The following is a 24,008-nucleotide window of genomic DNA, read 5'->3' as shown; positions in this document are numbered from 1 at the left end:
ACCCGACGAAGTCGGGCCGGAAACAGGAGCTGGGATTTTGCTTACTTTGATCCTTCAAAGTCAGTCGCCGAGGGGCGAAAAGGTGACTTGAGTCTTGTATCAATATTCCTGACATCGCAGAACCCTTGTGTGACGCGCAGCGTCACGAAATGCGTTCCCGCTCGAGCGTAAGAACGACAGGTGTACAGGTCAGAAACTCATCTCGATCACGTCATTCGGCACGATCAGCTTGCCGGCGGTTTTGGCCACGATTTCTTCCACGCTGACCCCCGGTGCGCGTTCGCGGAGGATGAAGGCGCCGTTTTCGATTTCCAGATACGCAAGGTCAGTCAGCACCTTGCGGATGCAGCCCGCGCCAGTCAGTGGCAGGCTGCAGCGGGGCAGCAGTTTGGATTCGCCGTCCTTGGACGCATGGGTCATGGTCACGATGATATTGTCGGCACCGGCCACCAGGTCCATCGCGCCGCCCATGCCCTTGATCAACTTGCCGGGGATCATCCACGAGGCAATATTGCCCTCGACGTCCACCTCGAAAGCACCCAGCACCGTCAGGTCCACATGGCCGCCGCGGATCATGGCAAACGACTCGGCAGACGAGAAAATCGACGCACCGAGGCGCGCAGTCACCGTCTGCTTGCCCGCGTTGATCATGCCCGCATCAATGGTTTCTTCGGTGGGAAACGCCCCCATGCCCAAGAGGCCGTTTTCCGATTGCAGCATCACGTCGATGTCGTCCGGCACGTAGTTGGCCACCAGCGTCGGAATGCCGATGCCGAGGTTCACGTAATAACCGTCCTTGAGTTCACGGGCGACGCGTTGAGCCATTTGTTCGCGGGAAAGTGCCATGGTCTGAAATCTCTTTGTTGTTATAGGCCCGGACAGGCTGGGTCATCAGGATTTTCTGACGGTGCGCTGTTCGATGCGCTTCTCGAAAGTGCCCTGAATCACCCGGTCAACATAAATGCCCGGCGTGTGGATCTCGGTAGGCAGCAATACGCCCGGCTCGACGATTTCTTCGACCTCGACCACGGTTATCCGTCCAGCGGTGGCCACTACCGGATTGAAGTTCTGTGCGGTGTGACGATAGATCACGTTGCCGAAATGGTCGGCTTTCCAGCCCTTGATCAGCGCAAAGTCGCCAGTGATGGCCTCTTCCAGAATTACGTTGCGGCCATTGAACTGGCGAGTTTCCTTGCCCTCGGCGACCGGTGTGCCGTAGCCGGTGGCGGTATAGAAGGCAGGAATGCCCGCGCCGCCTGCACGCAGTTTTTCAGCCAGCGTACCTTGCGGGGTGAGCTCGACTTGCAGTTCGCCGCTTAGCAACTGTTTTTCGAACAAGGCGTTTTCACCGACATAGGACGAAATCATTTTGCGGATCTGTCGGTCCTCCAGCAGGATGCCCAGCCCGAAACCGTCGACACCGCAATTGTTGGAAACGACGGTCAGGCCCTTGATGCCCATGCGCTTGATCTGCGCTATCAGGTTTTCAGGGATGCCGCACAGGCCAAAGCCGCCGCAGAGCACCGTCATGTTGTCGGTCAGCCCGGCGAGGGCCTCTTCGTAGGTCGCTACTCGTTTGTCGAGTCCAGCCATGATGATCCGCCTTTTATAGTTGTTGACCGGCAGTCGCGCCGCCGGAGGATGGCTTGATGTGCATCTTCTCCTGCTGAGACTGATTTGTTAATTTTGTTTTTCTGATTGATTGATAAGAAAAGAAAATATATGAACGTCAAACAACTTCGCGCCTTTCTGGCAGTGGCGCAGCATTTGAGCTTTGCCCAGGCCGGTGAGCGGCTGAACCTGTCGCAGCCTGCGCTGAGCCTGACCATCAAGGGCCTGGAGGAGGGCTTGGGCGGGCAACTGTTGACGCGTACCACGCGCAACGTCGGCCTGACGCCTGAAGGCGAAACCCTGCTGCCGTTGGCGCGCCAGCTATTGGCCGACTGGGACAACACCGAAGAGCTGCTGCGCCAGCGCTTCACCCTACAAATGGGCCGGGTTTCGATCGCCGCCATGCCGTCGTTCGCCGGCAACCTGCTGCCTGCCGCACTGAAGGTTTTTCGCGGGCGTTACCCGAGGGTCAATGTCGCGGTGCATGACGTGATCAACGAGCAAGTACTGGAGATGGTGCGCCACCGTCGCGTTGAGCTGGGGATCGGTTTCGAGCCGGAGTCCAGCAGTGCCTTGCTGTTTACACCGTTCTGTACGGACCGCTTCGTGGCGGTGGTCGCCAGGGATTCGCCTCTGGCCAAGCGTAGCGAGGTGTCCTGGGAGGAGCTGTTGCGCGAGGACTTTATTGCGTTGCAACGGCCGTCAGCCGTGCGCTTGCTGCTGGAGCAGGCCGTCGAGCCCCGGCATGGCAAGCTGGCGGTGGCGTTTGAAAGCCATCAGTTGTCGACCATAGGGCGCATGGTCGCCAATGGCTTGGGTGTCAGCGCGGTGCCGTCGCTGTGCATCGGGCAGATGCAGGAACTCGGGGCCTGTTGCATCGCACTGGTCGAACCGCATATCGAGCGTCGTATCGGGCTGATGATGCTCGCCGATCACACCTTGTCCGCCGCTGCGCAGACCTTGCGCGACGTGTTGATCGAAAACGCTCGGGAAAGTCGATAGGCACTATCACGGCGGTTGATTTTTGCTGCGCCAGGGGCGGGCGTAACCTTGCTTCATTCCTGAAATGAAGCCCGCCCGGAGGCCCCAGATGAACCGTATGCTTGCGCTTGTCCTGATATTCACCGTTGCGCTGGTCTCCGGCTGCTCCACCCATCACGCTGTTGAACAACGTGCGTTCAGCGCTGAAGAAAGCCATCAACTGGCGCTTGAAGACCTGAATCGTCGCGGCCTGTCGTTTGAAGAGTATCAGGCACGCAAGGCGCAATTGCTGGCAGACCCGCAGATCCAGCAAGCGCGTGAGTTCGACGACAAGGGCGAAACCAGCGTCGATGTGAGCGTTATGGGGCAGTCTCCACGGGGTTAACAGTCTGCCTGAAACGTCTGTTTCCTAAAACTGTACGGCAAGAATTATCAGTCAACTGTCCGTGTGTTTCTTGTAACGCCTCCGCTAGGGTGAGCAACTGACTCACTGCTGCGGACAAGCTTTATGGTGCTCTCTTTCGATTTGCTTCTTGCTTTTGCGTTGTTCGCCTTCGTCACATCGGTGACGCCCGGGCCGAACAACATGATGCTGCTGGCTTCCGGCGTCAATTTCGGTTTCAGCCGAACCCTCCCGCACATGCTGGGCATCAGCATCGGTTTTTTCATACTGGTACTGGCTGTCGGTTTTGGTCTGGGCAGCGTGTTCAAGGCCTGGCCAATTCTCTATACGGTTTTGCGCTATGTGGGCGCAGCCTATCTGTTGTACCTGGCCTGGAAAATCGCCACGTCAGGCCCTGCTGCCGAGAACGTCGACAGCCAGGGCAAGCCGTTCAGTTTCATGAGCGCGGCGCTTTTTCAGTGGGTCAACCCCAAGGCCTGGATCATGGCGATCGGTGCAATCAGCACGTACACCCCGATGCAGGGTTACTTCTACAACGTGGTGGTAATCTCGGCGGTGTTCGCGTTGATCAACCTGCCCAGCGTAGGCATCTGGGCCGGTTTCGGCAGTTTGTTGCGCAACATTCTGCGCGATCCGCTGGGCCTGCGGATCTTCAACGGCGTGATGGCTGCGCTGCTGGTCGCATCGCTCTATCCGTTGTTTGTCGAGCATTAAGCCCAAGGCGCTACAGCGCCAGTTGCAGATGCCCGCCTGCCTGCTTGTGACGCGCCTGCAATCGACGTTGCAGGCCGTGGTAGAAATGTTCCAGCCCTTCATGCAGCCGCTCGGTGAGAATCTCGTCCAGCGTGCCGCCTTGTTCGTTATCGCCATAGCTGATCTGCGTATCGATGGCGAAGATGCCGTGCAGCACTTCCTGGGACTTGAGCGCCGAAAGCACCGGCTTGAGCGCGTAATCCACAGCCAGCATGTGCGCGATGCTGCCACCGGTGGCCAGTGGCAAAACCACTTTGCCGTGCAGGGCGCGCTCCGGTAGCAGGTCGAGCAAGGTTTTCAATGCCCCGGAAAATGACGCTTTGTAGACTGGCGTGCCAATCAGCACGCCATCGGCCTGCCTGACGGCTTCGACAAACTCCAGCACCTGGGGGCTGTCGAAGCGGGCGAAGAGCAGGTCTTCGGCATTGAAGTCGCGGATGCGCAAGGTGGTGACTTCAACCCCGTGCTCCTGCAACCAGCGGCCAGCATGAGCCAGCACCACACCTGAACGGGATTTTGGGGACGGACTGCCTGAAAGTGAAACAACGAGCATGCGGGAATTCCTTGCGATAAGCGTCCCTGTGCAAAGCAGCTTGTGTGCCAGCCCGCTGCAAACGTCCCGACGACCCCAAGGCGCGGGGGCTTCGGGCTGTCCGCGCAATGATTTCGGGCTGCGCGTACTGACGCACTGGCCTGATAACTGTTGATTGGCTGTTGCTCCAGCAACAGTCTGGCGTTGTGCGCAGGCAAAAAAATCCCCGCAACCGGAGTCGCAGGGAGGATGTACAGCGGGCAGTCGAATCAGTTGCGGAACGCTGCGCCGGTCTGCACCACGCTGGCCGAACCGAGTAGCTGGCTGATGAATCGGCTCCAGCGGGTGATATCGGCCGGGCCGACGAACACGACGTCCTGTGCCTTGAGCTCAAACTGCCCCGCCAACAGGTAGGCCGTGGGTTTTTTGGCATTGAGGTGGTAAACGGTGGACGTCGCTGCGGCGAAGTTTTCCGCGCCGCGTATCACGTATACCGCATTGCCGTCTGCGCTGTCGGGGCTGAGCCCGCCAGAGTTGCCGAGGGCTTCGAGCAGCGTCAGGCGGGTGGTGCCGAAGGAAATGACCTGCGGATTGCGCACCTCGCCCAGCACGTAGATCTTGTTTCTGGAGTTGCTGTTGAGGTGCAGGTAATCGCCGTCCTTGAGGAAAATCCTGCTCAGTTTCGAGTCCTTGCGGTTCAGCGCGTCGATGTCGATCAGGTAATCCCGGCCATCGCGGCGCAAGGTTAGCCCTGCCAGGTTGGCGTCGGTCAGGTCAACGCCTGCAACGCTCACTGCCTGCACCAGGCTCAGCGGAATATTGGTGACCGGCTGCGGGCCGGGCACCTTGAACGAGCCGGACAGCAGTATCCGCTGGCTGTTGTAGCGCAGCACTTTGACGTCGACTTTGACCTCGGTGTATTGCGGTGACAGGCCCATGCGCAATTGCTCGCGAACCTCGCCGACCGTCCTGCCACCGGCGCGAATTCGCCCGACATACGGAAAATACAGCGTGCCGTCGTTCAGCACTTCCCGGGTATTGGCATCCAGTTGGTCCTGAGAGCCCGGCGCGGTCAGTTCCGGGTGCTCGAAGACGGTGACCAGCAAGGTGTCGCCCGCGCCGATCACGTATTCCGGGGTTTTGTAGTCGAGCAATTCCTGTGGCAGCGCCTTGGCTGCTGCAGTGTCGCGTTGCTGCTGTTGCAGAAGGCTTTTGGGGGTCACCTCGACCAGTTGCGCTCGGGGTTCGTCGGGGTTGCTGGTGGTAACGTCGTCCGGTGTCATGTGCTGGCCCGGAGCAAATGCACAGCCTTGCAGGGTCAGACCGGTGAGCAACAAGGCAGCTAACGTCAGCTTCATAGGGTGTTTCCTTTCATGGCATTGCTCCTTTCTTTCTGGGGGGGCTGTGTAGGCAGTGCTGTGTACGAAGGGGGCTCGGCGCGTTCTGCTCAACCGGCGAGTGCGTCAGAAAGCGTTTTTGTTGACGAAACCCTTGAGCAGCGTCAGCAGAATGATTTTCAGGTCCAGCCAGATCGACCAGTGCTCGATGTATTCCAGGTCGAATTCGACTCGCATGCGCATCTTGTCCAGCGTGTCGGTTTCGCCGCGCCAGCCATTGATTTGCGCCCAGCCGGTGATGCCGGGTTTGACCTTGTGGCGCAACATGTAACCGCTCACCTGCTTGCGGTACTGTTCGTTGTGCGCAACGGCGTGCGGGCGCGGGCCGACGATGGACATCTCGCCATGCAGCACGTTGAAAAACTGCGGCAGTTCATCCAGCGAGGTGCGCCGCAAGAAAGCCCCCAGCGGCGTCACGCGAATGTCGTTGCGCGTTGCCTGGCGCACGCCTTCAGCCTTGTCCTGGACGATCATGCTGCGAAACTTCCAGACCATGATCGAGCGGCCGTCCAGCCCGTAACGACGCTGACGAAACAGCACCGGCCCCGTCGAGGTCAGCTTGATGGCGGCGGCGATCAGCAGCAGTGGCACGGCGATGAGCAGCAGAATCAGACTGGACAGCAGAATGTCCTCAGCGCGTTTGGCCAGGCTCCACGCGCCGTCCATGGGCGAGTCGAAGATGCTGATGCTGGCCAGCCCATTGATGCTTTCGCTGCGGGCATGCAGCAGGTCGAACATGAACACGTCCGGGATCAGGTAAACCGATGCGGTGGTGTCGCTCAGGCCGGTAATCAGCTCGCTCAATTGCGCATCGGCGCTGAAGGCGAGGGTGATGTACACCTTGTCGATCCGGCCTTCCCGAGCGTCCTCGATCAACTGATGCAGGTCACCCAGCACCGGCACGCGACGTCTTTTGCCATCCTGATTCATCTGCTGCGGATGCGAATCGTAGAAGCCCAGCAGGTTCAGGCCCATCCACGGCGCCAGAGAAATGGAGCGGGCCAGACGCTCGCCCACCTGGCCGGTGCCGACAATCGCGACCCGACGCGTGTTGAAGCCATGCCGACGCAGCTTGTGCAGCGTCAGACGGATCAGCAACCGATAGCCGCACAGCGCCGCAAGAACCAATGCGAACCAGCGCAGCTGTCCGTTATCGGGCAGTTGCATCCGGTTGATCAGCAGGTAGTTCAACGACTGCAACGTGACGAAGGTCATGGCCCAGTAACTGAAGACTTTGGCCAGCTCGCGCAGAATGCGCTCGCCACGCCATGAGCCATACAATTGGTGATACTCGCTGACCCAGTGAAACACCAGCACCGCCAGGATGATGTGGAACCAGGCTTCAGTGCTGTCGATGGCCGCCAGCCCGGTCTGCCAGAGGCCAATCAGCACAATGACGGTCAGGTCCAGCAGGCGATGGGCGAGCTACAGCGCTGACTGATGGGCATGCAGGATGCCGCGGACGGAGGTGCGCATTGGGCTGGTCGCTCAGACGGTTTTTATGGGGACAACACGGCCAGGCAGTTCGCTGCTGGCAACCAGCGCCTGTTGAGCGCTCCAGTGTTGTTGAGGCAGGCGCGCGAGATAACCCAACTGCGCAGTGCTCAGGCGGTTTTCGACGAATGCCTTTATCTCCTGTTCGAAGCGCGCGACCGAGAAGCGCTCTGCATTGGATCGACAGGCCTGTGGTGTGATGCTTGATTGCGCCGCTTCAAATTCACCGATGGCGGCGGTCAGCGACGCCACGGTCTGCTGTCGGTAGAGCACGCCGGTCGGGTGCTCGTGGTCAAGACCGTACACCGTCTCCAGCACGCCGCCCTTGCCGAACGCGATCACTGGCGTACCGCAGGCCTGCGCTTCAATCGGGCTGATGCCGAAGTCTTCCTCGGCAGCAAAGACAAAGGCTTTGGCGCTGCGCATGTGCTCCAGCAGTACAGCGGCAGGCTGGAAACCCAGCAGCGTGACATTGGGCGCCAGGCGCGCAATGGCCTGCGCCTTGGCCAGATCCGGCCCGTCACCGATCATGATCAGGCGTTTGTCCGGCATGGCGGCGAAGGCTTCGACGATCATCGGCATGCGCTTGTAAGGCACCATGCGCGAGGCGCTGAGGTAGAAGTCCTGACGAGCACCCAGTGCAGTGAACGCCAGTGTGTCCACCGGTGGGTAGATGACCGTGGAGTCGCGGCGATACGCCTTGTTGATGCGCGCACCGATGAACGCCGAATTGGCGATGAATGCGTCTACACCCGCCGCAGTGCGCTGATCCCAGATGCGCATGTAGTGCAGGACCAGGCGCGCCAGGCTGCTCTTGATTCCCTTGTCCAGCCCGGACTCGCGCAGGTACTGGTGCTGCAAGTCCCAGGCATAGCGGATGGGCGAATTCACATAGCTGATATGCAGTTGGTCCGGGCCGCTGAGCACGCCTTTGGCCACGGCATGGCTGCTGCTGATGATCAGGTCATAGCCGGACAGGTCCAGTTGTTCGATAGCCAGCGGCATCAACGGCAAGTAGCGTGAATAGTGTTTGCGGGCACCGGGCAGTTTCTGGATGAACGTTGTTCGGGCCACCTTGCCGCGCAGTTGGGCGCGGTCCTGGTCGCTGAGAAAGTCGATGACTGAAAACAGATCAGCCTGGGGCCAGACGTTGATCAGTGAAGCAAGCACGCGCTCGGCGCCGGCGTAGCTCACCAGCCAGTCGTGGACGATAGCAATTCTCATGGAAGTTCCTTGCTGTAATGGCCCGCTCTACTGCAGACGCGGCAGTGCGCGTCCTGGCGTTGCTGTTGGTTCAGGGTTTGCCTGGGGACGATTCGGGGGCGACATGGTGTTTGCCTTTCTCGGCGGGTTCCAGCAGCGCATCGATACGCTGGGAAAGGCGCTGTGCGGAAATCTCCCAGGAAAAGCGCTGCACGTTTTCCAGACCCTGCCGGCGCAGTGCCTGACGCAAAGGGGCGTCGCTGAGGACGCGATGCATCGCGGCGGCCATATGGCTGACGTCCAGTGGGTCGAAATACAGCGCGCTGGCTTGCAGGACTTCAGGAATCGAAGCGGCATTGGCGGCCAGCACCGGGCAGCCGCACGCCTGGGCTTCCAGCGGCGGAATGCCGAAACCTTCGTACAGCGAGGGGAAGACGAATGCACTGGCGCCCTGATACTGCTCGATCAGTTCGGCATCACTGAGCCGCCCGAGAAAGCGGATACGCGGATCGCGGCAGGCCAAGCGCTGCAGGTTCGGTTCGGCGAACAGGCTGCTCGCTGCGCCGACAATGTGCAGTTGCAGATCAGCGTGGCCACGCAGGCTCAGAAAAGCCTGAATCATCCGGTTAAAATTCTTGTGCGCAGCGGGCGAGGAGACCGCCAGCAGGTAATTCGGCTGGTCGCGATGCATCGCACGCGGCGTGAAGTCATCACTGACCGCAGCCGGCAGGACCAACACCTTGTCTTCGGCGTAGCCGTAGAACGAGGCAATTTCTGCGCGAGAGAAACTGCTGCCGGTAATCAGTGTTCTGGCCCGCGACAGCAGAATCGGGGTGATGGTCCGGTAAGCCAGACGGAACAGCCGGGTGTAGCTTTGCGGGTAGCGCACGTAATTGATGTCGTGATGAGTCGCGATCTGATTGGCGTAAAACATCGGCCCCGTATTGCTGATGGACACCAGCAGCGGACTGCCCTTGCGCTTGAGATGCAGCGGCAGATCAACCTGTTCCCACAGGTGCCCTCTGGAATGGCCGATGTGTTTTACGTCCAGTGCCTTGGCGCAGTCATGCAACCGGATGTTGCGTGGGGCGACGAAGATCAGGTCGTTGCGTAATCGTTGCAGCGCTCTGCACATCTGTTCTGCATAGCGCTGAACACCGCTGACATCCTGGGTGAGAAACCGCGAATTGATAAAAATCATCTCAAGCATCCTGCTCGTGAGGGTGATTTGGCTGGAATGGGGCTGTCTTGTCAGGCGTTTATGACCGTGAACGCATCAACCGGGATCGAACTGCACGCGTTCGCCGTGCCAAGTGCCGCGGTCCTGCAGCGTCTGGGCAAAAATACTTTCGTACTGGTCCAGCATCAGGTCCAGGTTCAACAGCGAAGCCACACTGTTGCGTGCCTGACTGCCCAGGCGTGCCAACAGTTCGGGTTGCTGGTGCAGCTTGAGCATCGCCAGCCCTAGTGAGTCGGGGTCGTCGGGGCTGCACAATAGGCCGTTGAGCTGGTCCTGAATGATTTCCGGCAGCCCGCCCATGCGGCTGGCGATGACCGGGCGGGAATGCGCGCAGGCCTCTACGGCAACAAGGCCGAATGGTTCGTTCCACATCGACGGGACGATGGCCACGTCTATGTGTTGGTAGAAGTCTTCCGGCTTCTGGAAACCGACGAAACTGATGTCGGGTGACGTTGCCATGGCCCTGAACCTTTTCTCGTCATTCGATTGGCCGCGACCGGCAATCTGCAAGGTGGCCTTGAATGGCAGGTGCTGGAACTGATCGATCAGCCAGCCGACGCCCTTGTTTTCCGACAGCGTGCCCAGGTAGCCAAAGCGCAGCGGTGCGGTGTCTTCGGGTGCTTTGGTCTGCCCGGCGTGCGGCGGAGTAAACGGGCTGGCGTTGTGCACCACATAGCCGCGCGCGCCCTTGAAATAGCCCTGTGCCTGCAAGGTGTCGAGCATGAATCGGCTGACGCCCACCACCGTACTGATCTGCTCTGACTGTTGGGCATGGTGCTTGCGAAACTGTGTGCACAGCGCGCATTGACGCTGGCAGCTTCGCCCGTTCTTGAACATGGTGCTGCTCGGGCAAAGCAGGTAAAGGTCATGCAGGACCTGAACGACTGGGCGGTTGGCGCGGGTGATCTCGTCCCATGCCGACACCGACCAGCCCGTCAGGTTGTGGCACACCACCAGCTCTGGCTGTTCCAGTTCAATCACCTGGCGTACGTAATCGCGCATGCCGCCGTTGTAGCGATCGCGCCAGTGCCAGGCAAACCGTGCCAGACGTCCCGGACGCTGGGGCATGAAGTGCCAATACTGGTTAAGCAGGCCTGCCCGATAGACCTTGACCCGATTGACCTCTGCCAACTGCAGGCCTGGCCGATCGGTCGTCGCCAGCACCGCGACGCTGTAGCCACGTTGCTGCAAGCCTTCGACGGTGCGCTGCAGAATGATTTCCGCACCGCCGCCGATATCAGGTGCGTAAAGGCTGCTGATGAACAGGATTTTCATAGCGGGTAAGCCTTGTGCAGGCCCAGCACGCTGGCTTCGCCCTCACGAATGGCGTTGTTGAGCAGCCGCAGTCGCGGTCCGGCGTCGCAGCGCCATGCATACAGCCGCAACAGGCAGAGAAAAACCAGGCGATTGAACCGGTAGCTCAGCGTCGAATGTGCCCAAACGTGTTTGTCGAACCAGGCCTGATTGCGCGCCGCGTAAAAGGCGCGCAGGTCCGAGCCGCCCAACAGATAATTTTCATAGACATTGCGGCTGCGTGCCTTGATGTTCCATGAGTCCTCCAGATCGTCCAGTGGCGCTCCGGTCACCAGAAATATCTTTGCGCCACCGTCGGTGATGCGCCAGGTGTATTCGGTGTCATCGGCGTACAGCTTGAGGGCATCCAGCGGCAGGCCGATTTTTCGGTACAGGCTGCGATGGGCCAACAACCCGCCATAGGTTGCGAACGGCAACTGGACCCTTTCCGGCATGGGCTGGCTGGCCTGCGGCTGCCCCCAGGGCAGACGTCGCCAGATTTTGTATGGCAACTGGGCCATATGAAAGCCGAAAAAACTCGACCGACGCTGCACGGCGTAACGCAGCGGTACACCGGCCGCGATGTCGGCTTGGTGGCTGGGGCGAAAACCGAGCACTGCGGTGCTGCCTTGACCGTCGATCTGTTCCCGTTCGTACAGGGCTTTATGCAGCACCTCGATGGCATTGCGGGTCGGTGCGTTGTCATCGTCCATCAGCCAGATGTAATCGGCGCCGTCTTGCAGCGCGGCGTCTATGCCTACCGCGTAGCCGTTGGCCGAGCCGGTGTTGTCGGGCAGCCAGATCACCCGAACCTGCCCGGGCCATTCGTCGCACAGCGTCTGTAACGGCGCGACAGAAGCGTTGCTGACAATGATGACGCGGCTGATCAGCGGACTGTCGAGCGAGCGGTTGATCAGTGTGTGCAGATAGTTGAAACGGTCACCATAGGTGAGCGTCACCAGAGTGGTCTGGCGGGGCATTGTGCGCTTCCGATGCAAGTGGGACGGGCCGTCGGCGCAGGGTGTCAGTCATGCGTCGCGGGACGGGTGTCTGCTGATGCTGCGCGCCTTATGCGGTGGCTTCGATGCGCGCCAGACTGCTGATTGGCAACACCACTTTCTGCTGGCGTTGCAACATGTTGAGCAGAATCACGGCGCGCTCGGTGCCGTCGGTGGTCAGGAAAATGGCTTCCACGTCACACCAGCTGCCCGTGGTGATCATGACCTGATCCCCCTGAGTGAAACGCAGCACGGGCGTGGGTGTGGAGAGGCGCTGGCGAATCTGCTCGATCAGGTGGTCGCGAACTGGAACCGGATGACCGCCAAAGGTCACGATGCGTGAAACACCACGGGTGGAGCGGATCGGGTACCAGTTGTCGTGTACCTGATCCATGCGAATGAACAGGTAGCCGGGGAACAGCGCCTCTTCGGCCTGGGCCTTGGCAGCGATTTTTTTTGCAGCGGACCGCAGTGGTCGGAAACACTCGAAGTTCTGGCGTCGCAAATGCTCTTCGGCCCGGGCTTCCTGGCGCGGTTTGGTCTGGATCAGGTACCAGCGAGCATCCTGGTCGGAGAGGTGCATGGTTAATTCCTTTTAAATGAAACAGCTCAAGGGGTAGAGGGTGCTGACGTGTTACCGGGGCGCAGGGTGGTAGTTGTAGCCGTAGGCGGCGCAGTCGTAATCGGACGTCGTGGCCTTGCGCACCACAGCGTTGAAAATCGCACCTTTGATCAGAATGCCGTTCTGCCCCAGGCGGCGCTTGCAGGCTTCGATTTCCTTGACGGTGGTCATGCCGAAACGCGCGACCAGCAGGCAAGTGCCTGCCTGACGACCCACCAGCGTGGCGTCCGTCACGGCAAGGATGGGCGGGGTGTCGACCAGAATCAGGTCATACAGCGGCGACAGCTCGGCCAGCATCTTGTGGAAGTTGTCATGCATCAGCAGTTCCGAGGGGTTGGGGGCCGCGAAACCGCAGGAGATGAAGTCCAGATGGCGAATCCGTGTCTGATTGATGACCTCGGTACAGCGCAAACGCGCGGCCAGCGTGTCGGACAAACCGTGCTTGGGTTGCAGGCCGAAAAGGCGATGCAGGTAGCCCTTGCGCATGTCGGCATCGATGAGCAACACGCGCTTGCCGGTCTGCGCAATGATCGCGGCCAGGTTGCTCGACACGAATGATTTGCCGGCGCCTGGCGTCGGGCTCGAGATCATCAGCACATTGTTACGCGCCTCGAGCATGGCGAAATGCAGGCTGGTGCGCAGGCTGCGCAACGATTCGATCGCCAGCTCGCTGGGGGCGGTAATGCTCAGCAGTCTCGACACCTGCGCGGCCTGGTTGTCTTTGCCGTGGCGCTCCTCGCCGGGCGTGCTCTTGCCGCGCCTCTCCAGACGTTCCTGCTGGCGGGAGTAGGGCAGCGATGCGTAGACCGGCATGCCGAGATTTTCGATGACTTCGGCGCTTTCAACGCCGCGATAGAACGCCTGGCGCACGAAGATGATGACCATCGCGGTCAGTGCGCCCAGCAACGTGGCAATCAGTACGATCAGGGTCTTCATCGGTTTGACGGGTTTTTCGATGTTGCTGTCGGCGTTGTCGATAACCCGCACGTTGCCGATGTTGCCCGCCCGCAGAATGTCTTGCTCCTGGCTCTTGTTGAGCATCAGTGTGTAGGTCTTGCTGGTGACCTGCATGTCGCGGGTCAGGCGCAGCAGTTCCTGCTGGGTCATGGGCAGTGTTTCGATCTTTTTCAGCAGGCCCTGTTTCTGTTGTTCCAACTGGTTTATCTGGCTCATCAGGCTGCGATAGGTCGGGTGCTCGCGGGTGTACAGCCGCTCAAGCTCGACGCGCTTGAGTTTCAGTTCGGACAGCATCGAGTCCAGGTGCACCACCTGGTCCAGCAACCCCTTGGTTTCGATGCTCAGGTCCACCGATCGGGCGCTGGTCTGGAAGGCGTTCAGCGCCGCTTCCGATTCTTCCAGCTGCTTGCGCACCGCCGGTAACTGCGAGCGCAGAAATTGCAGTCGCTGGGCGGCTTCCGCAGAGCTGCGCTCGACGTTCTGACGCACGTACAGACGGCTGATCTGATCCAGAATCCGGTTGGCCCGTTGCGCGTCCTGGTCTTCGATGGACAGATAGATGATGCCGGAGTCTCTGCCGGCTTCGGCAATCTTCAGGCGATTCTGATAGATCAGCGCGGTGCCGAGCGTGCGTTGCCTGGACACCGTGAAATCCGTGCCGGGGCGTGCCCGCAGTGCGGCGATCTGAATCTTTACCCCGTTGCCCTCGATAACGCGATTGACGGCGCCGCCCAGCAACCTATTGTGGTCGCTGTCGTAAAGCACGAACTGGCCGGGCTTGCCGGCGGTCAGGGTGAGCTTTTCACCCAGCAGGTGCTCCGGCACTTCCAGTTGAAAGACCTCGATCTTTTCGCCGCCCCACGCGTAGTGCGACATGCCCCACAACGGCTCAGCCAGTGCACCGTCCTGCCCCGGTGCAAACGTGCGATACAGATAAGGGCCGATCACCGGGAACAGATCGGGCTTTTGCAGCACATTGAGTTGCAGGTCGTCGACCACCTTGCCCAGCAGCGCGCGTGACTTGATCAGCTCGATTTCGGTGGTTGCCTGGGACACTGACAACGGTTTGCCGCTGACCTCCGGGGTGCCTTCGATGCCAATTTTTCTCGGCTCTATCTGGATCATGGCGTTGGCCTGATACACGGGGGTGCTGAGAACGGCGTAGGCCAGGCCAATCAGAAAAAACAGGCCGACGGTCCACAGGATCAAGGCTTTTTGATCGAACAGGATCCGCAGTACGGTTGCCAGGTCGATTCGGGCGTCCTGGTAGTAATCCAGGGTAGGACGGCTCATGACGGTCATTTATCGTGTTGCTCCTGCCTGGAAATGGGGAAGCCAGTCGTCGATACAGCGCGAAAGCTGCGCGTAGGTCTGTTCAAAGGCTGATGTGGGTAGCCGATAGGGGTCGGCGATGTCGCGCCGTTGTTGCCATTGCCCCATCAGGAAGGTCCTGCCGCGTACTTCCGGCGCACGCTTGAGAACGTCGTGGACATGCGCCTGCTCCATCAGCAGGATCAGGTCTGCCTGATGCAGCAGTTCGCGGGTCATCTGCTGCGCTACATGGTCTCGCGGGTGTACCTGATTGGAGTACAGAACGGCCTGTGCCGTGGGGTCGATGGGCGAGCCCGATAACGCTGCAATACCCGCCGACTGAATATGCATCTGTGTCGCTGCAAGGTTTGTCGCCGCCAGGCGCTGACTGATCATCGCGACGGCCATCGGGCTGCGGCAGATGTTGCCGACGCAGAGCACCAGTACATTACTGAACATGGGCTTTGCCGGCTGTCGGCAACAAACGCCTGCTGAGGTTGACGACAACGTTGCTCGCCACTTGCCACAGCGTCTGTAGCTTGTGCGACGGGGTGAGCGCCGCCAGTGACAGGCACACGTTCTGCATCAGAAAATACTCGTACAGCGCCTGATTGCCTTGCAGGTTGTAGTAGTTGGCCAGGCTTGAGCAGGTTTGCAGGTTCATGTGCAACTTGCGCTTGTCACTGCGCATGGAGAACACTCCGCCCGCGTGCAGCCGATAGGCGGCCGGTTTGATGTCGGCCATGAACTTGCCCTTGCCGTGCGCCCCCAGCAGCGACCACCAGCACATGTCGTTCAACGGCGCGACGCGAATGTTCAGCTCCGGCGGCATCGTGCTGAACACATTGCGAAAGCAGGTCGTCAGGGTCGACAGACGCCGTGCCTGCTGCAACTCCAGCGCCGTGGCGTCGGCGCGCAGGTGGCCTTGCAACTGCACGCCATACTCACCGTTTTCGTCGAAGGCGACGGCGTCGTGGTAGGTGATGACGTAATCGGGATGGCTCTCGAGAAAGTCCACTTGCAGCTGCAGCTTGCGCGGGTCGGTCCAGTAATCGTCGGCTTCGCAGTAGGCGATGTAACGGCCGCGCGCTTTGGCAAACAGGTCGGGAACGCAGGGCAAGCCCTGGCTGTACTGATTGACCTGTTGGTAGAAGGCCCGAATGATTGTCGGATGCCGCTCGGCGTACTGCGCGATGATGCGCGCGGTGCCATCTGTGGAGGCGTCGTCGTTGATCAGGATTTCGTAGCTGAAGCGGGTCTGCTGTGACAGAAACCCATCCAGCGCCTGGGCAACGAAAGCTTCCTGGTTATAGGCCGGGCAGACGATGCTCAGCAACGGCGGCGTCTGACAGGTCGTGTCGGTGTTTTTTGTGATGATGGGCATGGCTCAGGTACTCGTTCTGCTGAACAAAACATAGATTTTCGAGGCCAGCGGTTTGTGGCTTGCCGCGACAAGCGTCAGGGTGATCAGCCCGCTGGCGGCCAGCGCCAGAAACAGGCTGCTGCGGCTCTGACCGGCAATCAGGTCAAAGACCGGTGTGCTGATCGCCAGCCCCAGTGCGGTCATTGCGCTGATGCGCAGCATGTCGCTCAGCCATGCCCGATGGATGCCGGGTGCCAAGCGCTGATGGACGATGGCCGGCCAGATGGCGAACGATGTTGCACGCAGGAAAAACCACGCCAGCGCCGCGCCGTGCACGCCCTGCCAATGAATCGCCAGGCACATTACGGGCACGCTGATCAGCGTCGAGATCACGCTGTACCAGAGGTGCAGGTGCATACGGCCGTAGGCGTATTGCAGGTAAAACTGAAAGGCGCTGGCCGCCATAATCGCGCTGCCCAGTGCATACCAGCCCAGCACCGGGCTGCTCCAGCGCGCGGCGGCCTGGTCCCCTGTCCAGGCGAAGATCAGCGGTTCGGCTTGCAGGGCAATGAGCGCTGCCAGAGGAAACAGGCAGGTACAGACAAGCCGGTTGGCAGCCAGAAACAACGCGTGCATCTCGTCGCGTCGCCCTTCGGCCATCAGCACCGTCAGGCGTGGCAACAGCGTCTGTACCAGAGGATTGGTCAGCATCATGAGGCCGGCGGCAATCAACGCCACCAGTGAGAAATAGCCGTACTGGTCCAGCGGTAACAGGCTGGACAGCAGCACCTTGTCCAGTTGGGTCAGCACGATCCATAACACGGCGCTCAGCGACAGGCTGGCGGCAAAGGGCAGTATCGGTTTGAGCAAGGCCCAGTCCAGCCCGCTCATCCAGTGCGGGGCGGGCATCTGCCGGCGGGCTTTGCTGGCGAACAGCAGGGTTTCGATCAGCCCGACCGCCACCTGAAATTCAAAGAAGTCGCGCGGGTCCCGGGAAAACTGACTGACCAGCAATAAACCGCCGAAATAGCGCAGCGTGGCGATCGACACATTGGCAGCGTTGAGCCAGGCATGCTGTTCAAGGCCTTGAATGCCGCTTTTGTACAGTGTCGAATACAGACGCAGGGCAATGATGACGCCCATCAGTGCGATGCAGTGGGTCAGCGTTTCGGGTTGCAGGGTATTGGCATTGAGCCAGTGGGTCGCAATCCAGGCGCTGGCAGCGACAATGAGCACGCCACTGAGCACTGCCAACGGCAGAAATATCAACTCGAACGAGCGCACCAGCCGGCCCAGGCTCTGTTCGCCTGCCGGCAGGCTCTGTTGCTGGGCCACTGCGCGAACCAGGCTGGGAGACAGCCCTGCATCCAGCAGTTGCAGCCAGGCTTGCAACAGGGTGAAGAAGCCGATCAGCCCGTACGTCTCGGCACCCAGATGGCCCAGATAAAACGGCATGATCAGAATCCCGATCAGCAGCACGTAGGCCTGCCCGCTGTAGTTCAGGACGGTATTACGAATCACCGAGTGTCTGTTTTGCATGACGATCAGCCGACCCATGCAATGGCATCGGCCTGCTGGCTTGCGTCACTCAGGCTGCAGGTTTCGATCAGCGTACGGATCACCAGGGCCTGGTCGGCTTTCTGCAGGCCGGGGTAGATCGGCAGGCACAGCACTCGCTCGCTCAGCGCGCGGGACACCGGTTGGGCCGGCTGCGGTTGCAGATACTCCAGCGTGTCCAGCGACGGGTAAAAGTACCGGCGCGGGTTGATATTGCGCAGATTCAGTGCCGTGCGCACCTGCAGCAATTGCTGCTCGTCGCGCAGCGCCACCGGGTAATAGCTGTTATTGAGCTGGCTGTCGGTCTCGGGTTGTTGCAGGTCGAGGTAGTCTTTCAGCGACGATGTGTAATGGTGCGCAATCTCCGCGCGCTCTTCAAGAATGTTGCCGATGTTGTCCAGAATGCACAGCCCCATGGCTGCGGAGAATTCGTTGAGCTTGGCATTGATGCCGATACCGTCGATGCGGTCGACCCCGGAAATACCGAAATTGCACAGCAGATGAGCGCGTCTGGCCAGTTCGTCATCGTCGGTGATGATCGCGCCGCCTTCAATGGTGTGAAACAGCTTGGTCGCATGAAAGCTCAGGGTGCTGATATCGCCATGATTGAGCACCGACTGGCCCGCGTGGCGCACGCCGAATGCATGTGCGCCGTCATAGACAACCTTGAGCGTGTGTTCACGGGCGATCTGCTCGATGGCTTCCACGGCGCAGGGGTTGCCAAACACATGAGTCGCCACGATTGCGCAAGTGTCTTCGGCGATGCTGTTTTTGATGTGCTGCGGCGAGATGTTCCAGGTGGCCGGGTCTATGTCGGCAAAGATCGGCCGAATGCCTTCCCATTTCAACGAGCTGCTGGTGGCGACAAAGCTGAATGGCGTTGTCACGGCGCTGCCACTCAGGTCCAGTGCGCGGTAAGCCACCTGCAGGGCCAGCGTTCCGTTGTTGGTCAGAATGATATGCCTGACCCCCAAGTAGTCTTTGAGCCGCTCCGTCAGTTCCTCGGCCAGCGGGCCGTGATTGGTCAGCCAGCCGCGCGCATAAATGCCTTCGACATAGCGCTTGAACTGCTCGATATCACCCAGATAAGTCTTGGTCACGTTAATCATCGAAGCCTCCCTGTTTCTCTGAGTCTGTTTCTCTGAGCCAAGCCGTGGCTGACGGCCGGGCACGCTACCGCCACACCGAATTCATTCAGTACTTTCAAGGGTTTTAAGGAGTCAACAGGCATCCGCCAGCACTCGATGAGCACCGTGGAAATAACTGATATTGCGGGACAGAACAGCAGCCAACTACGACTTGATTACCCGACGCCTTGCTCTGTGGCACTGACGTGAAACCGGGATGCGCCTGGCAGTCCTATATATCGTTGGCGGCAGTGAATCTGTCAAATTATTTCGTCAGCTTTCTGTTAATTTTTTGATAACTGGTATTTGTGATTGGTTAACTGATTGATTTACAAGGGTGTCAAAAAAATGCCATCCGCCGGGTGTATTTTAATGGCGTTGCGCTAGCGGACTGACAGGCCGCTATACGTCAACCTATCGGACAGGTCAGACGGATAACGGTCTGCAAGGTGCGCGGGCTTTTATATGCTATTAAGTTATATATAAATTATGATTGATAATTTTTAGTTCTATTTGGTTTGGTGCATGATCTGGCTCATGGTCTGCAAGCGGAGGAACGCGCATGAATGAGTCAGTGCTGTATTTTGATTACGCAGCTACCACACCCGTGGACGAGCGAGTCATCAAGGTGATGGTCGAGTGCCTGGGTGCATCGGGTAATTTCGGAAACCCTGCGTCCAGCTCACATTCATTTGGCCAAAACGCTCGCCGTGCGGTCGAACATGCCCGTGAGCAGGTTGCAGGTCTGCTAGGTGCTCAGGCCTCGCAGATCATCTGGACATCCGGGGCGACCGAATCCAGCAACCTGGCGCTCAAGGGCGTGGCTCAGGAGCGCGCAAAAAGACTCGCCAACCGGACCGGTCATATCATCACCAGCCAGATCGAACACAAGGCTACTATCGATACGGCCCGGCAGCTTGAGGAGCAAGGCGTCGAAGTCACCTGGCTGGCACCGGACAGCGATGGCCTGATCACTGCCGATGCGGTCAGCGCCGCATTGCGCGATGACACGTTTCTGGTCTCGCTGATGCTGGTCAACAACGAACTGGGCACGGTCAACGATATTGCTGAAATCGGCAGACGCGTGCGCGGTCATGGCGCGCTGTTGCACGTCGATGCGGCGCAGGGTGCCGGCAAGTTGCCGATTGATCTGAGTCGGCTGGCGGTAGACCTGATGTCGTTCTCGGCACACAAGATCTACGGTCCCAAGGGCATTGGTGCTTTGTACGTTGGCCCGCGTGCGCAACAGCGGGTTCTCGCCCAGATTCACGGGGGCGGCCACGAGTGCGGCTTGCGTTCCGGCACATTGGCAACGCATCAGATCGCCGGAATGGGCGCGGCTTTCGCCCTTGCGGCCGACGTGCTCGGTGCGGAAATTCTTGAAACAGAACGGCTGAATCGTCTTCTGCGCGAACGATTGGCAGGGATCGAGGGATTGTGTATCAACGGCAGTCCGACGCAGCGGATTGCCCACACGCTCAGTTTTACGTTCGGCAACAATGATCTGGACGTGCCCGCATTGGGCGAAACACTCGCGTTTTCTTCCACTTCCGCCTGCAACTCGGCGAAGAACGTGCCTTCACATGTTCTGCTGGCGCTGGGCCTGAGCCCGCAGGCTGCCAGCCAGACCATCCGCTTGAGCCTGGGGCGCTTCACTCGCGAGCAGGATATCGAACGTGCCGCCGAGTCTATCCGCGCCTGCCTGGTTCAGCCGGCATTCTGGGCGGTTGCTCAGTCTCGATGAGTGCTCCATTATCTGAACCGGTAAAAGCAGTCAATTCCCGGGTCAGCAGGAGAGTCAATGAGCACGCAATCCAACGCCAGTTCAGAAGTGGCCGGACGTTTGGCGCACACACGCGCCTTGATGAGCAAGGAGCGTATCGATGCCTATCTGGTGCCGTCGGCGGATCCGCATCTCTCGGAGTATCTGCCCGGCTATTGGCAGGGTCGCCAATGGTTGTCGGGTTTTCACGGGTCGGTCGGTACGCTGATCATCACCCAGAAGTTTGCAGGCGTATGGGCTGACAGCCGCTATTGGGAACAGGCAACCAAGGAGCTTGCCGGCAGCGGTATAGAACTGGTCAAGCTGATGCCTGGCCAGCAAGGCCCGCTGGAGTGGCTGGCTGATCAGGCCACCGCTGAAACGGTGGTGGCGGTCGATGGCGCGGTTCTGGCGGTTGCTTCTTCACGCACGCTGGCCAGCAAGCTCTACGAGCGGGGCGCGCGTTTGCGCACTGATATTGACCTGCTTATCGAATTGTGGCCGGACCGTCCTGCCTTGCCGACTCACCCGATCTACGAACATCTGCCCCCGCAGGCTTCGCTGAATCGAGGCGAAAAACTCAATCGCGTTCGTCATACGATGGGCGAGCGCAACGCGGACTGGCATTTTATCGCGACGCTGGATGACATTGCCTGGCTGTTCAATCTGCGCTGCGCGGACGTTTCCTACAATCCGGTGTTCATTTCGTTTGCCCTGATCGGCCCGCATAGCGTCACGTTGTTTGTGGACGCGAAGAAGGTCCCGGGTGATGTACAGGCCAGCCTTGAGCGCGACGGTATCAATCTCATGGAGTACACGCAGATCGGCGCGGCGCTGCGTGAGCTGCCGAAAGACGCGCGGTTGCTGGTCGATCCGGCTCGTGTGACCTGTGGGCTGCTCGATTATCTGGACAGTGAAGTCGCCCTGATCGAAGGGTTGAACCCGAGTACATTGCTGAAATCGCAAAAGACCGAGATTGACGCCGGTCATATCCGCCAGGCCATGGAACAGGATGGCGAAGCGTTGTGCGAATTCTTCGCCTGGCTGGACAGCGCGCTGGGGCGAGAGCCTGTCAGCGAAGTAACGATTGATGAAAAACTCACCCAGGCGCGGGAACGTCGCCCTGGCTACGTGTCGCCCAGTTTCGCCACTATCGCCGGCTTCAATGCCAACGGGGCCATGCCGCACTACCGCGCGACCGAAGCAGAGCATGCGCAGATCGAGGGTGACGGGTTATTGCTGATCGACTCGGGTGGACAGTATCTGGGCGGCACCACCGATATCACCCGCATGGTTGCGATAGGCACGCCAAGCACCGAGCAGAAGCAGGACTGCGCCAGGGTTCTCAAGGGTGTGATCGCGCTGTCGCGTACTCATTTTCCAAAGGGGATCCTGTCGCCGCTGCTGGATGCCATTGCCCGCGCGCCGATCTGGAGCGACGGCGTCAACTATGGACATGGTACCGGGCACGGTGTGGGGTATTTTCTGAATGTGCATGAAGGGCCGCAGGTCATCGCCTATCAGGCCCCGGCGACGCCACAGACGGCGATGTTGCCTGGCATGATCACGTCCATCGAACCAGGTACCTACCGGCCCGGGCGCTGGGGGGTGCGTATCGAAAACCTGGTGATCAACCAGCCAGCCGGTACAACTGAGTTCGGCGAGTTTCTGCGATTTGAAACCCTGACCCTGTGCCCGATCGATACACGCTGTATTGAGGTCTCGATGCTCAACGAAGAAGAGCGCAACTGGCTGAATGACTACCACGCAAATGTGCTGGCACGGCTGAGCCCGCTGTTGCAGGGGGCTGCACTGCAATGGTTGCAGGCCCGGACAACGGCCATCTGATAAAGACCCTTCGGTTGCCGCGGGGTCAGTCCTGCGGCAATGGATCGGCCAGCGGTGTGCCTTTCTTGCAGACAATGATCATGCTGCGGCTGGTGTAGCCCGCAGGGTTGAGGCCGAACGGATAATCTTCCGGCTCTTCGGTGGCATCACCGGACTTGGCGATGATCTTGAAGGTCTTTGAAGTACAGGCATTGGTCGCCAGCTCATAACATTTGGCCCAGGAGGATGAAAGCCCCGAGCAATTGATGTGAATGCCGCGCTTGCCTTGCTTGACCGGCTTGGAGGTGGCTGCACAACCTGCCACAGCGAAAATGGCCAATGCGATAAAAATGTATTTCATTCCTTTCCTTAGCGGGCCATTACTGATCGCGGTCCATCTGATTGGCTGGAGTATCGATCGGTAGAACGGTAACGCAGAATCTCAAAAATGGATCAGTCGGGTGTAAACATGGCGCATGCGTGAGACAAATACTAGTGCCATATCGTTTCCTGACATCCGACTGCATTCAGTCGGCGGGCACCAATTGTGGTTTGGCGTTGGCAGAGCTGAGGGTTGCGCCAATCGAGGCGAAGATGATTGCGCCGATGGCCAGCCACTGGGTCAGTGAAAGGCTTTCGTGAAGAAACACCAGTCCTGAGAGTGCGGCGAAGACCGGTTCCAGGCTTGCCAGCGTGCCGAACGTGCGCGCCGACATGCGGGTCAGGGCAACCATTTCCAGGCTGTAGGGCAGGGCGGTCGACAGGATGGCCACGCCGATTGCTGCCGGTATCAATGAAATGTCCAGCAGCGCAGAGCCTGCGTGCACGACTCCGATGGGGGCGATGAAGATTGCGGCAATCATCACGCCCAGTGCGGCGGTCTGCACGCCGTTGTCGGCACCTGCCTTTTGGCCGAACACTATATAAGCAGCCCAGCACACACCTGCGCCCAGAGCGTAGCCCGCACCGACCAGGTCAATGGCGGCGTCCGAGTGCCTCAGGGGTATCAACAGCAACAGGCCGATGACGGCCATCGTGACCCAGAGAAAATCGATCGGCTTGCGTGAAGAGAGCAGGGCGACAGCCAGTGGGCCAGTAAACTCCAGTGCCACGGCAATTCCCAGCGGTACAGTCTGCAGGGACATATAGAAGAGGAAGTTCATGCTGCCCAGCGCAATGCCATAGATCACCACCGTGCGCAGTGACTTGGCAGTCAGCCTCGCGCGCCACGGGCGGAGTATGACCAACAGGATGAGACTTGCGAACACCAGCCTTAGCGTGGTGGTGCCTTGCGCACCCACAACAGGGAACAGGCTCTTCGCCAATGACGCGCCGCTTTGAATGCTGATCATGGCAATGATCAGCAGCCCCAGCGGGAACAGGGCAGACGCTATCGTGTGGGGTTTATCAGACATTTCGGTGGTGCGTCCTGATGTGAGCGGGGTATGGATATCCAGTACATGATGGGGAATAATCGATTTTTGAGCAATATATTGCGCAATCTTGGGATGCTCTTCTATATAGGCAATCACCAAACACCGAATAACGAGGTTTTGGAAAATAACGGTTGACGCCCT

Annotated in this window: 21 protein-coding genes and 1 pseudogene; 5 read left to right on the top strand and 17 right to left on the bottom strand. The window is 59.5% G+C overall.

Annotated elements, in window-relative coordinates; translation table 11 throughout:
- Positions 1 to 189: 189 nt before the first annotated feature.
- Both DW49_RS0118015 and DW49_RS0118010 read right to left on the bottom strand, forming a co-directional pair.
- Positions 190 to 846 (bottom strand): CoA transferase subunit B, encoded by a 657-nt coding sequence (locus tag DW49_RS0118015; protein WP_005619155.1) that lies wholly within the window; start codon positions 844 to 846, stop codon positions 190 to 192.
- Positions 847 to 891: 45 nt separating this feature from the next.
- Positions 892 to 1,593: a CoA transferase subunit A gene (locus DW49_RS0118010; protein WP_003373184.1), complete on the bottom strand. Its 702-nt coding sequence runs from the start codon at positions 1,591 to 1,593 to the stop codon at positions 892 to 894.
- 129 nt (positions 1,594 to 1,722) lie between these two features.
- On the opposite strand from DW49_RS0118010, the gene DW49_RS0118005 reads away from it, so the two are divergent.
- From DW49_RS0118005 to DW49_RS0117995, 3 genes are all read left to right on the top strand, one after another.
- Positions 1,723 to 2,613, top strand: a complete 891-nt coding sequence (locus tag DW49_RS0118005) for a LysR family transcriptional regulator (protein WP_005619153.1) — start codon at positions 1,723 to 1,725, stop codon at positions 2,611 to 2,613.
- An 88-nt stretch (positions 2,614 to 2,701) separates the two neighbouring features.
- Complete coding sequence (locus DW49_RS0118000) at positions 2,702 to 2,977, top strand: outer membrane protein assembly factor BamD (protein WP_005619149.1); 276 nt, start codon at positions 2,702 to 2,704, stop codon at positions 2,975 to 2,977.
- A 123-nt stretch (positions 2,978 to 3,100) separates the two neighbouring features.
- Positions 3,101 to 3,709 (top strand): LysE family translocator, encoded by a 609-nt coding sequence (locus DW49_RS0117995; protein ID WP_005619146.1) that lies wholly within the window; start codon positions 3,101 to 3,103, stop codon positions 3,707 to 3,709.
- Between the two features lie 10 nt (positions 3,710 to 3,719).
- Here the strand turns inward: DW49_RS0117995 and ssuE are convergent, their stop codons facing one another.
- From ssuE to DW49_RS0117930, 13 genes and pseudogenes are all read right to left on the bottom strand, one after another.
- The gene (gene ssuE, locus DW49_RS0117990) at positions 3,720 to 4,301 is read right to left on the bottom strand and encodes an NADPH-dependent FMN reductase (protein WP_005619143.1); all 582 of its coding nucleotides are present in this window, start codon (positions 4,299 to 4,301) and stop codon (positions 3,720 to 3,722) included.
- 248 nt (positions 4,302 to 4,549) lie between these two features.
- Positions 4,550 to 5,638 (bottom strand): polysaccharide biosynthesis/export family protein, encoded by a 1,089-nt coding sequence (locus tag DW49_RS0117985; protein ID WP_005619142.1) that lies wholly within the window; start codon positions 5,636 to 5,638, stop codon positions 4,550 to 4,552.
- A 105-nt stretch (positions 5,639 to 5,743) separates the two neighbouring features.
- Positions 5,744 to 7,153 (bottom strand): annotated as a pseudogene (locus DW49_RS01000000128530) (undecaprenyl-phosphate glucose phosphotransferase).
- Positions 7,154 to 7,165: 12 nt separating this feature from the next.
- Positions 7,166 to 8,395, bottom strand: a complete 1,230-nt coding sequence (locus DW49_RS0117975) for a glycosyltransferase family 4 protein (RefSeq protein WP_005619139.1) — start codon at positions 8,393 to 8,395, stop codon at positions 7,166 to 7,168.
- 70 nt (positions 8,396 to 8,465) lie between these two features.
- Complete coding sequence (locus DW49_RS0117970; protein WP_005619137.1) at positions 8,466 to 9,575, bottom strand: glycosyltransferase family 4 protein; 1,110 nt, start codon at positions 9,573 to 9,575, stop codon at positions 8,466 to 8,468.
- A 75-nt stretch (positions 9,576 to 9,650) separates the two neighbouring features.
- The gene (locus DW49_RS0117965) at positions 9,651 to 10,889 is read right to left on the bottom strand and encodes a glycosyltransferase family 4 protein (RefSeq protein ID WP_005619135.1); all 1,239 of its coding nucleotides are present in this window, start codon (positions 10,887 to 10,889) and stop codon (positions 9,651 to 9,653) included.
- A complete protein-coding gene (locus tag DW49_RS0117960) occupies positions 10,886 to 11,887 on the bottom strand; it encodes a glycosyltransferase (protein ID WP_005619134.1) in 1,002 nt (333 codons plus the stop codon). The genes DW49_RS0117965 and DW49_RS0117960 overlap by 4 nt, the downstream gene beginning before the upstream one ends.
- 88 nt (positions 11,888 to 11,975) lie before the next feature.
- Positions 11,976 to 12,488 carry a transcription/translation regulatory transformer protein RfaH gene (gene rfaH / locus DW49_RS0117955; RefSeq protein WP_005619132.1) on the bottom strand — a complete coding sequence of 171 codons (513 nt, stop codon included), beginning with the start codon at positions 12,486 to 12,488 and terminating at the stop codon, positions 11,976 to 11,978.
- Positions 12,489 to 12,539: 51 nt separating this feature from the next.
- A complete protein-coding gene (locus DW49_RS0117950; RefSeq protein ID WP_005619130.1) occupies positions 12,540 to 14,786 on the bottom strand; it encodes a polysaccharide biosynthesis tyrosine autokinase in 2,247 nt (748 codons plus the stop codon).
- Complete coding sequence (locus tag DW49_RS0117945) at positions 14,787 to 15,254, bottom strand: low molecular weight protein-tyrosine-phosphatase (protein ID WP_005619128.1); 468 nt, start codon at positions 15,252 to 15,254, stop codon at positions 14,787 to 14,789.
- A complete protein-coding gene (locus DW49_RS0117940) occupies positions 15,244 to 16,179 on the bottom strand; it encodes a glycosyltransferase family 2 protein (RefSeq protein WP_005619126.1) in 936 nt (311 codons plus the stop codon). Before DW49_RS0117940 ends, DW49_RS0117945 begins: the two co-directional genes overlap by 11 nt.
- A gap of 3 nt (positions 16,180 to 16,182) precedes the next feature.
- Positions 16,183 to 17,715, bottom strand: coding sequence for a lipopolysaccharide biosynthesis protein (locus DW49_RS0117935; RefSeq protein ID WP_005619125.1), 1,533 nt, complete (start codon positions 17,713 to 17,715; stop codon positions 16,183 to 16,185).
- Positions 17,703 to 18,824, bottom strand: a complete 1,122-nt coding sequence (locus DW49_RS0117930; protein ID WP_005619124.1) for a DegT/DnrJ/EryC1/StrS family aminotransferase — start codon at positions 18,822 to 18,824, stop codon at positions 17,703 to 17,705. Before DW49_RS0117930 ends, DW49_RS0117935 begins: the two co-directional genes overlap by 13 nt.
- Positions 18,825 to 19,404: 580 nt before the next feature.
- On the opposite strand from DW49_RS0117930, the gene DW49_RS0117925 reads away from it, so the two are divergent.
- Both DW49_RS0117925 and DW49_RS0117920 read left to right on the top strand, forming a co-directional pair.
- Entirely contained in the window at positions 19,405 to 20,586 is a 1,182-nt protein-coding gene (locus tag DW49_RS0117925) for a cysteine desulfurase family protein (protein WP_005619123.1), read from the top strand.
- 57 nt (positions 20,587 to 20,643) lie between these two features.
- Complete coding sequence (locus tag DW49_RS0117920) at positions 20,644 to 22,452, top strand: aminopeptidase P family protein (RefSeq protein WP_005619122.1); 1,809 nt, start codon at positions 20,644 to 20,646, stop codon at positions 22,450 to 22,452.
- Between the two features lie 25 nt (positions 22,453 to 22,477).
- Here DW49_RS0117920 and DW49_RS0117915 read toward each other — a convergent pair whose 3' ends face one another.
- Positions 22,478 to 22,792, bottom strand: coding sequence for a hypothetical protein (locus tag DW49_RS0117915; protein ID WP_003373224.1), 315 nt, complete (start codon positions 22,790 to 22,792; stop codon positions 22,478 to 22,480).
- A gap of 166 nt (positions 22,793 to 22,958) precedes the next feature.
- Positions 22,959 to 23,846, bottom strand: coding sequence for a threonine/homoserine exporter RhtA (rhtA, locus tag DW49_RS0117910; protein WP_005740498.1), 888 nt, complete (start codon positions 23,844 to 23,846; stop codon positions 22,959 to 22,961).
- Positions 23,847 to 24,008 lie beyond the last annotated feature (162 nt).

It is taken from the genome of Pseudomonas avellanae BPIC 631 (assembly GCF_000444135.1).
Taxonomy (GTDB): Bacteria; Pseudomonadota; Gammaproteobacteria; order Pseudomonadales; family Pseudomonadaceae; genus Aquipseudomonas; species Aquipseudomonas avellanae.
The sequence above is the reverse complement of the archived record's forward strand: the minus strand, read 5'-3'. Positions and strand labels throughout refer to the sequence as shown.

Bases quoted from the DNA above. Each gene is read 5' to 3' on its own strand.
- DW49_RS0118015 (WP_005619155.1), bottom strand. From the start codon at position 846: ATGGCACTTTCCCGCGAACAAATGGCTCAACGCGTCGCCCGTGAACTC.
- DW49_RS0118010 (WP_003373184.1), bottom strand. From the start codon at position 1,593: ATGGCTGGACTCGACAAACGAGTAGCGACCTACGAAGAGGCCCTCGCC.
- DW49_RS0118005 (WP_005619153.1), top strand. From the start codon at position 1,723: ATGAACGTCAAACAACTTCGCGCCTTTCTGGCAGTGGCGCAGCATTTG.
- DW49_RS0118000 (WP_005619149.1), top strand. From the start codon at position 2,702: ATGAACCGTATGCTTGCGCTTGTCCTGATATTCACCGTTGCGCTGGTC.
- DW49_RS0117995 (WP_005619146.1), top strand. From the start codon at position 3,101: ATGGTGCTCTCTTTCGATTTGCTTCTTGCTTTTGCGTTGTTCGCCTTC.
- ssuE (WP_005619143.1), bottom strand. From the start codon at position 4,301: ATGCTCGTTGTTTCACTTTCAGGCAGTCCGTCCCCAAAATCCCGTTCA.
- DW49_RS0117985 (WP_005619142.1), bottom strand. From the start codon at position 5,638: ATGAAGCTGACGTTAGCTGCCTTGTTGCTCACCGGTCTGACCCTGCAA.
- DW49_RS0117975 (WP_005619139.1), bottom strand. From the start codon at position 8,395: ATGAGAATTGCTATCGTCCACGACTGGCTGGTGAGCTACGCCGGCGCC.
- DW49_RS0117970 (WP_005619137.1), bottom strand. From the start codon at position 9,575: ATGATTTTTATCAATTCGCGGTTTCTCACCCAGGATGTCAGCGGTGTT.
- DW49_RS0117965 (WP_005619135.1), bottom strand. From the start codon at position 10,889: ATGAAAATCCTGTTCATCAGCAGCCTTTACGCACCTGATATCGGCGGC.
- DW49_RS0117960 (WP_005619134.1), bottom strand. From the start codon at position 11,887: ATGCCCCGCCAGACCACTCTGGTGACGCTCACCTATGGTGACCGTTTC.
- rfaH (WP_005619132.1), bottom strand. From the start codon at position 12,488: ATGCACCTCTCCGACCAGGATGCTCGCTGGTACCTGATCCAGACCAAA.
- DW49_RS0117950 (WP_005619130.1), bottom strand. From the start codon at position 14,786: ATGACCGTCATGAGCCGTCCTACCCTGGATTACTACCAGGACGCCCGA.
- DW49_RS0117945 (WP_005619128.1), bottom strand. From the start codon at position 15,254: ATGTTCAGTAATGTACTGGTGCTCTGCGTCGGCAACATCTGCCGCAGC.
- DW49_RS0117940 (WP_005619126.1), bottom strand. From the start codon at position 16,179: ATGCCCATCATCACAAAAAACACCGACACGACCTGTCAGACGCCGCCG.
- DW49_RS0117935 (WP_005619125.1), bottom strand. From the start codon at position 17,715: ATGGGTCGGCTGATCGTCATGCAAAACAGACACTCGGTGATTCGTAAT.
- DW49_RS0117930 (WP_005619124.1), bottom strand. From the start codon at position 18,824: ATGATTAACGTGACCAAGACTTATCTGGGTGATATCGAGCAGTTCAAG.
- DW49_RS0117925 (WP_005619123.1), top strand. From the start codon at position 19,405: ATGAATGAGTCAGTGCTGTATTTTGATTACGCAGCTACCACACCCGTG.
- DW49_RS0117920 (WP_005619122.1), top strand. From the start codon at position 20,644: ATGAGCACGCAATCCAACGCCAGTTCAGAAGTGGCCGGACGTTTGGCG.
- DW49_RS0117915 (WP_003373224.1), bottom strand. From the start codon at position 22,792: ATGAAATACATTTTTATCGCATTGGCCATTTTCGCTGTGGCAGGTTGT.
- rhtA (WP_005740498.1), bottom strand. From the start codon at position 23,846: ATGTCTGATAAACCCCACACGATAGCGTCTGCCCTGTTCCCGCTGGGG.